Below are 11,957 nucleotides of genomic sequence, written 5' to 3' on the forward strand. Positions count from 1 at the left end.
GCGGGCGTCGGGGCGTGGTGCCACACTGGCGGCATGTGGAATCCGGACGTCTACCTGGCCTTCGCCGACCACCGGGGCAGGCCGTTCTTCGACCTGCTGTCCCGGGTCGCAGCAACTGAACCCCGAAGGGTCGTCGACCTAGGATGCGGCCCCGGCAACCTCACCGAGACGCTGGGCGGGCGTTGGCCCGGCGCGACGATCGAGGCGTGGGACTCCTCCCCGGAAATGGTCGATGCGGCGCGGGCGCGCGGGGTCGCTGCACAGGTGGGAGACGTGCAGGACTGGACGCCCGCGCCGGACACCGACGTGGTGGTCAGCAATGCGACGCTGCAGTGGGTCCCCGGCCATCCGGAACTGGTGGTGCGGTGGGCCGGCCGGCTGGCCGCCGGGTCGTGGATCGCGTTCCAGGTGCCGGGGAACTTCGACGCGCCCTCACACCAGGCGGTCCGTGACCTCGCTCGCCGACCGCAGTGGTCGGAGCTGTTGGGGGACTTTCCATTCCGCGATTCCGATGTGGTGAAGACCGCCGACGGCTACGCCGGGTTGTTGACCGACGCGGGGTGCTCGGTGGACGCGTGGGAGACCACCTACGTGCACGAACTGGCCGGTGAGAATCCGGTGCTGGAATGGATCACCGGTACCGCGTTGCGTCCGGTCCGCAGCGCTCTCGACGACGCGCAGTGGCAGCAGTTCCGGACGGAACTCATTCCCGCTCTGGACAGGGCCTATCCGATGCGTCGCGATGGAAAGACGTTCTTCCCGTTCCGCCGGATCTTCGTGGTGGCGCAGGTGACCTGACGCTGGACCCGTCCTCAGAAGGCGCTTCTGCCTACTACGGGTGATACGGCACGCCGACCGCGCGGAAGATGAACTCCGGTGGCGCCTCGAACGCCAGCGACGTGCGTGGCAGTCGGCTGAGCACATCCTCGGGAATGTTGTCCTTATAGTGCAACGACAGTTCGCCGGAGCACCGCGGATCAACGGCGGCGACGTCGACGTCGAGGGTCAGTCCCGTGGCGGACAGTTCGGCCCTCACCGGACCGGATTGCTCAGCGTCCCAACGCAGGTCGATCATGCGACCCGCCAGCTTGGGCACCGAGGACAGCGTGCCCAGCACCCGCTCGTTGGTGAGGACCAGTGCACCGACGTAACTGGCGATGCTGCCGGAGGAACGCAGCCCGGGCACCACGCCGTGGAAGCGGCGGGTGACGGGCACGTACTCGGCGATGAACAGCAGCCCCTCGGCGTCGACCTCAGCACGCAACGCGCTGGGGAGCTTGCCGATACGGAAGAGCTTCCGAAGTAATACGGCCATGCGGAAACGGTAGCCCAGCCGCCTGGCACCCCGGGGACGGCTGTGGATGAATTCCGGGAGTCGGCGGTGGCCTCGTGGTCTTCCGTGGCTTTGCTCAGCTAACGGGGTGGTACAGATTGTCAGGTGAGAACGCACCGAGTCTGGTTGATCAGCTCTGCCCTGGTCGGGGTGGGCGTCTACGTGCTGATGTTGCTGGGTTACGTCCAGAACTGGGAATGGCTGGCGCGCGCCGACGCGTGGGCGTTGGAGCCCATGTACCGGATCGGAGAGTCGAATCCGGGGTGGGTGACGGCATGGGATGTGTTCTGCACGGTGCTGGGTCCGACCGTGTTCCGGGTGGTGACGGTCGTCGTGATCGTCGTAGCCTTTGTCCGGCGCAATGTCCGTGTCGGGTTGTTCCTGGTGATCAGCGTGGAGCTGGCGGGCCTGGTGACCCAGATCGCCAAGAACCTGGTGGACCGGCCGCGGCCTGATACCGCGCTGGTGACGGCTCACTCGACATCGTTCCCGTCCGGTCACGCACTCGGGGGGATCGTCGCCGTATTGGCGCTGGTCACCGTCGCGCTTCCCCTGGTCCGGGCCTCTCGGCGCGGGTGGTTGGTCGCTCTCGGTGTTGTGGTGATCCTCGCGGTCGGCGGCGGCCGGGTGGTCCTCAACGTCCACCACCCGTCGGACGTGATCGCCGGATGGGGCCTGGGTTACGCCTACTTCGTTCTGTGCCTGTTGCTCGTCTCGCCGCTTCAGCCCATCACACAGCCGGACGAAACACCGGCAGAGCTCGATACCGCACGCTGAAGCTGGCCTTGCTCAGCTCGGTGCCGACCTCACCGTCGAGCGCCAGCACTGTCGGGCCGTCCACCGCCTCGAACGCGAACTCCGGCACGCGCAGCTCGTGATAGAGCGGGCTTCGTTCCAGCCGGCCCAACGCGAGCGACGTCACGATCCGCAATCTGCTCAGTCGCCGACCTGTCTCCAGCATCCGGATGTCGATGAGCCCGTCGTCCATCCGGGTCCGCCGTGACGGTGCAAAACCCGACGGCAGGTAGACCGAGTTGCCGAGGAAGAACAGCGACGTCTGAATGGTCTGGTTGTCGAAGCTGATGCGGACCGGTTGTTCGCGCCGCAACGTGTGGAACATCGCGTAGATCCCCGCCAGCGGTTTGCCGACCTTGTGCTCGAACTTCTCGCGGGTCTGCACGAACTGTGGGTAGGCGCCGATGCTGGCGGTGTTGACCACCAGCTGACGTTCGTTCAGACACACCATGTCGACACACGACACGTAGCCGGTCTTGATCGCCTCCACGGTCTTGGCGGTGGTGTCACACCCGATGTCCTTGGCGAAGTGGTTGAAGGTGCCCGCCGGGAAGACCGCCAGCGAGAGCCCCTTCTCCACGGCGACCGCCGCGGCCGCCGCGACAGTTCCGTCGCCGCCACCGATGGCCAGCGCCTCGGCGTCCTGCGCCGCCGTCCGCAGCACCTCCACGACGTCGTCTTCCTCGGCCAACTCGATGATCTTGACCTTCGGGAGGGCTTCGCGGACCTCGTCGAGCACCCGGGCTCCGGTGCCGCTACCCGACGCGGGGTTCACGACGAGCGTGACGCCCTCACCTTCCGGACGCTGCGGGGTGTCCACTCGCAGCGGTGCGGCGGAGGCGGGCAACCGTGCTTCCACTATGGGTGGGACCACCTTGGCGCCCAGAACGGCAAGGCCCGCTCCGATGCCGAAGCCGGCCAGCACATCACCCGGGTAGTGCGCGCCGGTCGCCACCCGGGACATCCCGACCAGACCCGCGAGCAGTGCCAGGCCCAGCCCGACCGGTGGATTCTCCAGCCCGACCCCGACGGCGAAGGCCGCGGCGCTGGCGGAGTGTCCCGACGGCAGCGAGTTCGACGTCGGGAACCGCCGGGTCTGGCGCGCCAGCGGTACGAGCAGACGACTCGGGCGGTCCCGCCGCCAAATCCGCTTCGCCCCCTGGTTGGTGACCAGGCTCGTCAACGCGAGGGTGGCGAGCCCGCGCGCCGCCCCGCGCTTCGCCGACGGCGAGCCGAACGCCAACAGCGCGGCGCCGATGCCGAACCACAGCTTGGAGTGGTCGGCGGCTTTGGTCAGACGCGGCATGACGGCGTCGATGAGCGGGCTGGGCGATTCCGCGACTGCCTCGAACACTTCACGGTCCAGCGTGCCCAGGCCCTCGCCGATCTGACGGATTCCGCGGTGACGACGAAGAACAGGGAGCAGGTCCATGTCGCCAACTTAGCGGTAAGCGTCCCTTGACAAAATTTATTGTCAAGGGTCACGATGGGTTCCGTGCTTGATGTCGAGGTCATTGCCGACAGGGCCGCGGCGGTCAGCGCGCTCGACCCGATCCGCGGCAGGCTGCTGGCCGAGCTGGCTGAGCCCGCATCGGCGGCCTCGCTCGCGTCGCGGGTCGGCATCACCAGGCAGAAGGTCAACTACCACCTGCGCGCGCTGGAAGAGCACCATCTCGTCGAGGTGGCCGGCGAACGGCGCTGGGGCGGACTGACCGAGCGTCTGCTGGTGGCCACCGCATCGTCGTACGTCGTGTCGCCCGCGGCGCTGGGGCCGGTGGCCGTCGACCCCGACAGGGCAGCGGACCGCTTGTCGGCGAGCTATCTGATCGCGGTGGCCGCCCGCACGGTCCGGGAGGTCGGCGATCTGTGGCGGACTGCAAGGACCAAGCACAAGCGCTTGGCGACGCTGTCGATCGACACGGCGGTCACCTTCGGTTCGGCTGCTGATCGGGCTGCGTTCACCGACGAACTGGCCGGTGCGGTCACCGCTTTGGTGGCGCGTTACCACGACGAGACGAATCCACGCGGCCGTAGTCATCGCGTGGTACTGGCGGCCTACCCGATGCCCATGAAAACCACTGAGCCACAGGGAGAGTGACGATGCCACTGAACAAGGATGCCGATGGCAGGCGCTGGGTCGAGATGGAGTTCCTGGTGCCGGGAACTCCTGAGCAGGTGTGGCATGCCATCGCCACGGGTCCCGGGATGAGCGCCTGGTTCACCCCGACGTTGGTCGACGAACAAGTTGGCGGCGCAATCGAATTCGACTTCGGAGACGGCTCGGCCAGTCCGGGAGTAGTGACCGCATGGGACCCGCCGGTGCGGTTCGGGTACGAAGAGCACGGCTGGAGCGGCGATGCACCGCCGGTGGCGACCGAGGTCGTGGTGACGAGCAGGTCGGGGGACCGCTGTGTGGTGCGGATGGTGCACAGCCTGTTCACCGACCGTGACGACTGGGACGACGAGCTGGAGAGCTTCGAGTCGGGCTGGCCAGGATTCTTCGAGGTCCTCCGCGTCTACCTCGCCCATTTTGCGGGGCAGCCCGCAGCGTCGGCCCGTGTGATGACCGTGCACCCTGGCGGTGCGACCGAAGCCTGGTCGACGCTCGCCGCGGCGCTGGGGGTGTCCGGTCTCGACGTCGGAAGTCACTGCCAATCATCCTCCGGGGCGCCGCAACTGGACGGTGTCGTGGAGCGAGTGCACCAGGACGCACAGAGCCGCGAGATGATGCTGCGCGTGAGCGCGCCCGCTCCGGGTGTCGCGGTGATCGGCGGTTTCGGCATGGGCGACCAGAGCCGGTTGATGGTCAGCATGTACTTCTACGGTGAGACCGCAGCCGAGATCGCCACCGTCGAACAGCCGAAATGGCATGCCTGGATGGCAGAGTTGGCGAAAGTGGTTTAGCCCGAGCCGAATCCAGCGGTCAGGCTGCTTGGTTGTCGGGTGGTGCGGGTCCGCCGGGTTCGCTGGTGTGGTCGCTCGGTTCGGGGTCGATTTGTTCGGGGGTGATGGGTTCGGGGGCAACCCGCTCGGCGACGATCGGTTCAGGGTCGATCGGCTCCGAGGCGATCGGTTCGGCGTCGCCGGGTTCGGGTTCTTCTGGTGGGCGGAGGAGGGCTTCGGGGCGGTGGTAGTAGTTGATCCGTGCTTGGCCGGTGTCCAGTCCCGGTGGTGGGATCCATTCGACTTCGTGGCGGTCGTTCATCCGGGTGGTCCAGCCGCCGTTGGTATTGACCATTCTGTTGTCGGGTCCACACGCGAGGCCGAGGTCGTCGATGTTGGTGTTGCCGCCGTGGGACCAGTCGGCGGTGACATGGTGAACCTGGGCGCCGTAGGCGCCGACGGTGCAGCACGGTTTGGTGCAGCCGTTCTCGCGGGCGATGAGCATGAGCCGCTGAGCGGGGGAGGCGATGCGTTTGGTGCGGAACAGGTCCAGCGCGGATCCGGTGGCGCGGTCGAACACGGCGAGGCTGTGGTGGGCGTGGGCGCCGAGGCGGACCACGTCTTTGATCGGGATGATGGTGCCGCCGCCGGTGACACCGACCCCGGCTCTGCTTTCGAGGTCTTGGAGGGTGGTGCGGATGATGATCGACACCGGGAGTCCGTTGAGGTCGCCCAGGCCGCTCATCAACGCGATCCGCCCGACCACCACCAGCGCGTCGTGTTGGCGTTGGGCCAGGCTGCGGTGGTCGTTGTCGATCTGGGCTTGGCTCGGTGTGCCCGACGTGCAGGGCTCAGGGTCATCGGGGTTGCACATGCCGGGGGCGGCGAATTTGGCGAAGATCGCCTCCAGAGTCGCCCACGCCTCGGGGGTCATCTCCCCGGAGAGCGGGATGTTGCCGTTGCGCTGTTGTTTCCCTGCCGATAGCCCGCGGGTGCGGGCGCGTTCGGTGTCGTCGGGTTCGGGGCCGTCCTGGTCGAGCAGGAACAACCGCAGCGCGGCGGTCTCCTTGAGTTCCTTCGGCCCCACTCCGACCGCGACGCGGACCAGGTCGACTTCGAACTGGGCGGCGGTGGCCGCGTCGACGAAACCCGGCAACTTTGTGACCGCAGCGCGGATCACCGCGACATGCTCGCTGGTGATCAGCCCGAGAGCTTGGGCGGCCGCGGTCGCCGGCAGCGCTGCAGGGAGGGGCTCTCCGGTGATCGTGCGTCGCGGCGCCAACACCGCGGCCTCGTTCAGGCGGCGATTCGCTTCGGCCCCGGATATGCGCCAGCGGACGGTCAGGACGTCCTTCCAGGACTTGGCGCCCAGCTGCTGCGGAATGGTCTCAGTCTGTAGCCGGGCCAGCAGCCGCTGACTCACAGCCGGCAGCTGGCAGGTCAGGGTCTGCAAATCGTCGAGGGGCCCGATCAGCTCTGCGCGGGTCAACAGGTCGATGTCGCAGGCGGCGACCGCGTCGAAGGCGGCCCGCAACGCGGTCACCGCCTCCTGCAAACCCGTTCCCGACATGCTTCGAACATACATTCGACCACCGACAAATCGGGACGCCGTCGGCTGGGCGTCAATGCCGGCGTCGCTACCTGATCGTGGCCGAATCTTTATCGGAGATGGGGCGTCGAGCCGTCACGATGGAGCGATGCGCCGATCGCTGATATTGCTGTGCGCGGCGATGGTCTGTGCGGTGATGGGCATACTGACCGCGCCGCAGTCCCTCTCGCAGTCGGCGCCGTGGTTCGCCCGCTCCGTCGGAGGTGCCACCCAGGTTCTTGCGGTCACCGGCACAGGTGGGTCCGACGCCAAGCTCGATGTCTGGGAGCGGACCGCCGCGGGCTGGCAGCCGGTGACCGGCGGCATCGGGGTTCCGGCGAAGATCGGCTCAAAAGGCATGTCGCCCAATCACTTCGACGGTTCATTGATGACGCCGAAAGGCATCTACACGCTGGATTTCGCGTTCGGCACCGAACCCAACCCCGGCGGCGGCCTGCAGTACGTCCAGGTCGGACCCGACCACTGGTGGGACGGCGACATGGAGAGCCCGACCTACAACACCATGCAGGTGTGCAAGAAAGACGAGTGCCCGTTCAACACCTCGCTGAGCGCGGGCACCGAGAACCTGCAGATCCCGCAGTACGCCCATGCAGTGGTGATGGGCGTCAACAAGGAACGGGTCCCCGGCAAGGGCGGTGCGTTCTTCGTGCACAGCACCGACGGCGGGGCCACAGCCGGGTGCGTGGCGATCGACGATGCCACGCTGGTGACGATCATGCGCTGGCTGCGGCCGGGCGCGATGATCGCGATCACCGAGTAGCGGTCACAGATGCTCAGGCCGGTGTGAATCAGAGATTCAGTGCGCGGCCGGCTTTGACCTTGAAGTTCAACGCTTCCAGCGACATCGAGGCGTCGTAGGTGCGGTCGTAGCCGGTTTCGCAGATCTTCCAGCCATCCTCGGTTCGGCGGTACCTGTCGTGGTAGAAGCCGGCACCGATCAGCATGAAGTTGAAGTCGGGCGCGATCACCCGGTCCTGCAGGTACCAGGTCGCTTTGGCCTCGTCGCCGTCGACGGTGATCTCGGGGTGGTTGACGCGGTGTTCGGTCAGGATCTCGGGCCCCAGCGAGTTGCGCATGAAGCCGACGAGCTCGTCGCGGCTGGTGAAGTGGTGCTCCTCGCCGATCGACTCTCCGTACCGGCCGATCACATCGTCGGTGAGAGTCTCGGCGAACTCGTCCCAGTGTTTGGTGTCGAGCGCGCGGAGATACCGGTACTTGACCTGCTTGATGTCGTCGATGTCACCCATTGCGACATTGCAGCACACCCTCAGCAATCACGGGTAGGCCGAGTGTCTGACTGGCCGGAATCGGTGTGGCCGCTATCGTGGCCTGGGTCATGACCGATCCCCTCGGGTTGTCCATCGGGACGACCAACCTTGTCGCAGCGAGTGTCGGACAGCAGCCGGTGATTCGCCGTTCGGTGCTGACTGTTTTCGGCCACGCCGCCCCCGAGGTCGGCACGCCTCCGGCACACAGCGGCGACGGGGTGGTGCTGTCCGGTTTCGTGGACCGGATCGGTGATTCGGTGCCGCTGGTGGCCGCCGACGGTGCCAGTTACCCGGCCGAACAACTGCTGGTCGAAGCGCTCGAGTCGATGGCGGGCCTGGCCACGCCTCAACCGCCCGCGGACGTGGCCATCGCCGTGCCCTCGTACTGGACTCCGGCGATGACGGGGGCGTTGCACGCCGCGTTGAGAGCCAGTTCGATCCTGTCGCCCGGCGGTATGGTGCCGAGGCTGATTCCTGATGCCGTGGCAGCCCTGACCGCCTTGAACGCCAACCCGGGCATCAACAGGCAGGGCGTGGTGGCGCTGTTGGACTTCGGCGGCGGAGGTACCAGCATCACGCTGGCCGACGCGGCGTCGGCGTTCACCGTGATCGACGGCACCGACAGGTTCCCCGATTTCGCCGGGGACCAGATCGATCAGGCATTGCTGAGCCATGTCCTGGACGGCATCGCCGGCGGAGGCGACGTCGACCCCGGCCAGACCGCCGCTGTCGGTTCGCTGGCATCGTTGCGGGAACAGTGCCGCTCTGCCAAGGAGCGGCTGTCCCGGGAGACTGTGACCGGGATGTCGGTCGAACTCCCCGGATACCGCGGCGACATCCGCGTGACACGAGCCGAGTTGGAGGAGTTGATCGCTCGGCCGCTGACCGGCGTCGTCGACGCACTCGATGACATGTTGGGGCGCAACAACATCAGCTGGGCCGCTGTCTCCGCGGTCGCGTTGGTCGGCGGCGGGGCGAGCATTCCGCTTATCGTGCAACGCCTTTCGGAGCGCTCGCGCGCCCGGGTGGTGACGACGCCGCAGCCCGCCCTGGACGCCGGCGTCGGTGCGGCACTCTTTGCGGCCTACGGGCGCAGCGCGGATACCGCGACCTGGGTCGCACCGCCGGCCGGAGTGCCCGGTCCGCCGGCAGCGGATCCGGGGTCGTCGACATTCCGGGCACTGGCGTGGTCGCAGGACGACGACGCCGGCGACGACGTCGTTCCCTACTCCGGGGAAGACCCCTACCTCACCGCCGAGGCGTACGAGCCGACCGAGAACTTCGAGCCGGAACCCGTCGCGCATGACGACGACGTCAAGCCCTGGCAACGTCTGCCGATGGCGGTGTTCGGGATCGCGGCGGCGCTCGCCCTCGTCGCCGTAGGTGGTGTTGCCATCGCGCTGACCAGTGTCGACAGCGACGAACCGACCACCCCGACCCCGGGCAACGTGCCGCTGAGCAGCGAGCTGCCACCGTCGCAGGACGCCGTGACCGTCACCAATGAGCCTGTGCAGCCGCCGCCACCGGCACCCACGACAGCGGTCGCTCCGCCGCCCGCGGTGGTGACGACGCCTCCGCCCGTCACGCCCGCGCCGACGACCACCACCACGACGTCGCCGACCACCACAACCACAACCACGACGACGACCACCACCACGACGACTACGACTACGACAACGACGACGACCACCACGACGCCCCCGACCACGACGACGACCACAACGATGACGACGACGTCACCGCCGCCGCCGACGACGACGACCGTCTCGACGATCCCGACCACGCCGATGACGACGACGTATCTCGACATTCCGTTCGTCCCGGTGCCCATTCCGATACCGGTTCCGGACACTCCGTAACCTGCTGGAAATTTACGACCAAGTCAGAATCCCCCTGAGGTATAGGGTTTTCCCCGATTCCTTCCGGGGGCTCGGCGGCATATCTTTTTCACGTCGGTTCGATCGGCTGCGGAGGGGACAGCCGATCGAGCCGGCTATCGATTTCAGCCCTTGGCCGGTCGGCGCGCGAACTCCGGCGCCCGTTCCGGACGGATTCCGACACCCACCAGGTAGCCGGGGATCACCGCGAGCCACGGGACGAGTTCCACCAATCGCACGAGCGTCGTAGGTATCCCGGCGCTGTCGTCGCCGCGCACGATCGGCCCGAGCAACCGCTTGTCGATCTGGCGCTGCAGCGCCTGCGTCACCGCGGTGGGCGCGACACGGCGGCGCCGCACCGCGGCCAGGTCACGGTCGGTCACCATGCCCCGGCGTAGCGGCTCGGCCAGCAGCCGCGCCGTCGCCACACCGTCCTGCACGGCAACGTTGATTCCCACCCCGCCCGCCGGCGACATCGCGTGCGCGGCGTCGCCGATACACAGCAGCCCGTCGGTGTGCCAGCGCCGCAGTCGGTTCATCCGTACGTCGAGATGCTTGACGTCGTCGAGTGTGGTGATCGACTGGACCGTCTCGCCGGCTTCGGGAAGCAGTTCCAGCACATCGGCGTGGAACGCCGCGAGGCCGCGGGCCCGCATGCGGCTGTCGGATCCCTTCGGAATGAGCAGGGCGATCTGCAGGTAACCCTCCCGCGGGATCACGATCATCGCCTTGCCGGGCGCCACACGCGGAAACAGGGTGAAGTGCGCGTCGTCCTGCCGGCGCGGCAACCGGAACCACCACACGTCGAAGCTGACCGGCCATTCGCGGACCCGCAGCCCGGCGTCGCGGCGGACCGACGATCCGCCGTCGCGGCGGACCGACGATCCGCGCCCGTCACACCCGACGGTGAGATCGGCCCTCAGTTCACCCGGGCCGTCCACGCCCTCGTAGCGGACCCCCGTGATGCGGCCGCCGTCGCGGCGCAGGCCGGTGACCTCGGTGCTCATCCGCAGCGTGAAGGTGGGCTCGGCGGCACCCGCCTCGGCCAACAGGTTGAGCAGATCCCACTGCGGGACCATCGCCACGTACGGATGGGGTTGGCGGAGCCGCCCGAAGTCGACCATGGTGACCGAATGCCCGGGGCTGACGTCGAACGTGCCCTTCCGGAGCCGGCTGTGCGGCAACGCGGCGAACTTCGGCCAGAGCCCGAGTTCGTCGATGAGCCGCAGCGTCGTGGGGTGCACGGTGTCGCCGCGGAAGTCCCGCAGGAAGTCGGCGTGCTTCTCGAGCACGGTCACCTCGACGCCGGCGCGCGCCAGCAGCAGCCCGAGCACCATCCCTGCCGGGCCGCCACCGACGACCGCACAGGTCGTCTTCTCGGTCACCGCTCCATGGTGGCTGATCCGCGGCGGTCCAGAATCGGATTCGACGGGATCAGGTTGGTGGCGACGGAGTCGCCTGATGCCGTTCGATCCACTGACGCCCGGCCTTCGCGGCTCGGGTGAGGGCACCGTGTTCACCCAGGTAGGCGGCGATCGCACCGATTCCGGGCAGCATGCCCAGGTATCGGAACGGGGCGCGCGAGTGCGGCCGCTTGGCGAGTTCGTCGCCGATGGCGTCGAACAGTCCGACGAGCCTCCACAGCGCTTTGGCGATGCCCAGCGGCGTGCGGGGAATCGCTGCCGCCGACTCGTCGGCGGGGTCGCTGTTCTTGATGTTCGACAGGTCGCGGTGGCACAGCACCTCGGCGAGCATCCGCACCTGCGATTTCTGGTCCGAGACGTCCAGTTCCCGGGCCACCGCGCACAACACGATGGCCTGGCTGGCGAAGCCGAGCAGGTCCTGGATCGGCAGTTGGCGTCCCACCGCCCCCAAGACCCCGGGGAACGCCACCGCGATCGTGCTCACCGAACCGACGCGGCGCACCCACCAGTTGATCCTGGCGTCGGTGTCCATGTCGTCCCACGCCAGCGTGCCGGGGACGTCGGCCGCATTCAGGACACACCCCAAACCGTCGGCGATCTTGTCGAGCGGCCCGGCATCCTCGTCGGCGCGACGTCGCTTGAGGCCCAGCGGATCCGTTCCCCACAGCACATCCAGGAGCGGGTTGATGATCTGTACGGCGCGCCGCAGGGCGTCCTCGACGGCGTCGTCGTCGATCTTCACCTCGGGGGTCGGTAGGAGATTCACTG

General features: G+C 67.7%; 12 protein-coding genes. 6 read left to right on the forward strand and 6 right to left on the reverse strand.

All coding sequences use genetic code 11. The features are described from left to right. Window positions 1-33 precede the first annotated feature (33 nt). The gene (locus ABDC78_RS02390; RefSeq protein ID WP_178359532.1) at window positions 34-798 is read left to right on the forward strand and encodes a trans-aconitate 2-methyltransferase; all 765 of its coding nucleotides are present in this window, start codon (window positions 34-36) and stop codon (window positions 796-798) included. A gap of 34 nt (window positions 799-832) precedes the next feature. Here ABDC78_RS02390 and ABDC78_RS02395 read toward each other — a convergent pair whose 3' ends face one another. Beyond that, a complete protein-coding gene (locus ABDC78_RS02395; protein WP_178359533.1) occupies window positions 833-1,315 on the reverse strand; it encodes a hypothetical protein in 483 nt (160 codons plus the stop codon). A 186-nt stretch (window positions 1,316-1,501) separates the two neighbouring features. Here ABDC78_RS02395 and ABDC78_RS02400 point away from each other — a divergent pair, with 186 nt between their 5' ends. Further along, entirely contained in the window at window positions 1,502-2,110 is a 609-nt protein-coding gene (locus ABDC78_RS02400) for a phosphatase PAP2 family protein (protein WP_178359582.1), read from the forward strand. Here ABDC78_RS02400 and ABDC78_RS02405 read toward each other — a convergent pair. Then, window positions 2,064-3,560, reverse strand: coding sequence for a bifunctional phosphatase PAP2/diacylglycerol kinase family protein (locus ABDC78_RS02405; RefSeq protein ID WP_178359534.1), 1,497 nt, complete (start codon window positions 3,558-3,560; stop codon window positions 2,064-2,066). The genes ABDC78_RS02400 and ABDC78_RS02405 overlap by 47 nt on opposite strands. A 63-nt stretch (window positions 3,561-3,623) precedes the next feature. Here ABDC78_RS02405 and ABDC78_RS02410 point away from each other — a divergent pair, with 63 nt between their 5' ends. Continuing rightward, window positions 3,624-4,226, forward strand: coding sequence for a helix-turn-helix domain-containing protein (locus ABDC78_RS02410; protein WP_178359583.1), 603 nt, complete (start codon window positions 3,624-3,626; stop codon window positions 4,224-4,226). A 2-nt stretch (window positions 4,227-4,228) separates the two neighbouring features. Continuing rightward, window positions 4,229-5,032 carry an SRPBCC domain-containing protein gene (locus tag ABDC78_RS02415; RefSeq protein WP_178359535.1) on the forward strand — a complete coding sequence of 268 codons (804 nt, stop codon included), beginning with the start codon at window positions 4,229-4,231 and terminating at the stop codon, window positions 5,030-5,032. A 19-nt stretch (window positions 5,033-5,051) separates the two neighbouring features. Here the strand turns inward: ABDC78_RS02415 and ABDC78_RS02420 are convergent, their stop codons facing one another. Next, complete coding sequence (locus ABDC78_RS02420; protein WP_178359536.1) at window positions 5,052-6,596, reverse strand: HNH endonuclease signature motif containing protein; 1,545 nt, start codon at window positions 6,594-6,596, stop codon at window positions 5,052-5,054. A 112-nt stretch (window positions 6,597-6,708) separates the two neighbouring features. Between ABDC78_RS02420 and ABDC78_RS02425 the strand changes: the two genes are divergently transcribed. After that, window positions 6,709-7,380 (forward strand): L,D-transpeptidase family protein, encoded by a 672-nt coding sequence (locus ABDC78_RS02425; RefSeq protein WP_178359537.1) that lies wholly within the window; start codon window positions 6,709-6,711, stop codon window positions 7,378-7,380. A gap of 28 nt (window positions 7,381-7,408) precedes the next feature. Here the strand turns inward: ABDC78_RS02425 and ABDC78_RS02430 are convergent, their stop codons facing one another. Further along, window positions 7,409-7,867, reverse strand: coding sequence for a nuclear transport factor 2 family protein (locus tag ABDC78_RS02430; protein WP_178359538.1), 459 nt, complete (start codon window positions 7,865-7,867; stop codon window positions 7,409-7,411). Between the two features lie 89 nt (window positions 7,868-7,956). Here ABDC78_RS02430 and ABDC78_RS02435 point away from each other — a divergent pair, with 89 nt between their 5' ends. Beyond that, window positions 7,957-9,747 carry an Hsp70 family protein gene (locus ABDC78_RS02435; RefSeq protein ID WP_178359539.1) on the forward strand — a complete coding sequence of 597 codons (1,791 nt, stop codon included), beginning with the start codon at window positions 7,957-7,959 and terminating at the stop codon, window positions 9,745-9,747. A gap of 143 nt (window positions 9,748-9,890) precedes the next feature. On the opposite strand, the gene ABDC78_RS02440 is transcribed toward ABDC78_RS02435, so the two are convergent. Continuing rightward, complete coding sequence (locus tag ABDC78_RS02440) at window positions 9,891-11,150, reverse strand: FAD-dependent oxidoreductase (protein WP_178359540.1); 1,260 nt, start codon at window positions 11,148-11,150, stop codon at window positions 9,891-9,893. A gap of 49 nt (window positions 11,151-11,199) precedes the next feature. Next, window positions 11,200-11,955: a hypothetical protein gene (locus tag ABDC78_RS02445; RefSeq protein ID WP_178359541.1), complete on the reverse strand. Its 756-nt coding sequence runs from the start codon at window positions 11,953-11,955 to the stop codon at window positions 11,200-11,202. Window positions 11,956-11,957 lie beyond the last annotated feature (2 nt).

The organism is Mycobacterium sp. DL (genome assembly GCF_039729195.1).
GTDB classification, from domain to species: domain Bacteria; phylum Actinomycetota; class Actinomycetes; order Mycobacteriales; family Mycobacteriaceae; genus Mycobacterium; species Mycobacterium hippocampi_A.

Excerpts from the sequence above, each read along its gene's own strand:
- ABDC78_RS02420 (WP_178359536.1), bottom strand. The coding sequence starts at position 6,596 with ATGTATGTTCGAAGCATGTCGGGAACGGGTTTGCAGGAGGCGGTGACC.
- ABDC78_RS02435 (WP_178359539.1), top strand. The coding sequence starts at position 7,957 with ATGACCGATCCCCTCGGGTTGTCCATCGGGACGACCAACCTTGTCGCA.
- ABDC78_RS02425 (WP_178359537.1), top strand. The coding sequence starts at position 6,709 with ATGCGCCGATCGCTGATATTGCTGTGCGCGGCGATGGTCTGTGCGGTG.
- ABDC78_RS02430 (WP_178359538.1), bottom strand. The coding sequence starts at position 7,867 with ATGGGTGACATCGACGACATCAAGCAGGTCAAGTACCGGTATCTCCGC.
- ABDC78_RS02405 (WP_178359534.1), bottom strand. The coding sequence starts at position 3,560 with ATGGACCTGCTCCCTGTTCTTCGTCGTCACCGCGGAATCCGTCAGATC.
- ABDC78_RS02390 (WP_178359532.1), top strand. The coding sequence starts at position 34 with ATGTGGAATCCGGACGTCTACCTGGCCTTCGCCGACCACCGGGGCAGG.
- ABDC78_RS02400 (WP_178359582.1), top strand. The coding sequence starts at position 1,502 with ATGTTGCTGGGTTACGTCCAGAACTGGGAATGGCTGGCGCGCGCCGAC.
- ABDC78_RS02395 (WP_178359533.1), bottom strand. The coding sequence starts at position 1,315 with ATGGCCGTATTACTTCGGAAGCTCTTCCGTATCGGCAAGCTCCCCAGC.
- ABDC78_RS02415 (WP_178359535.1), top strand. The coding sequence starts at position 4,229 with ATGCCACTGAACAAGGATGCCGATGGCAGGCGCTGGGTCGAGATGGAG.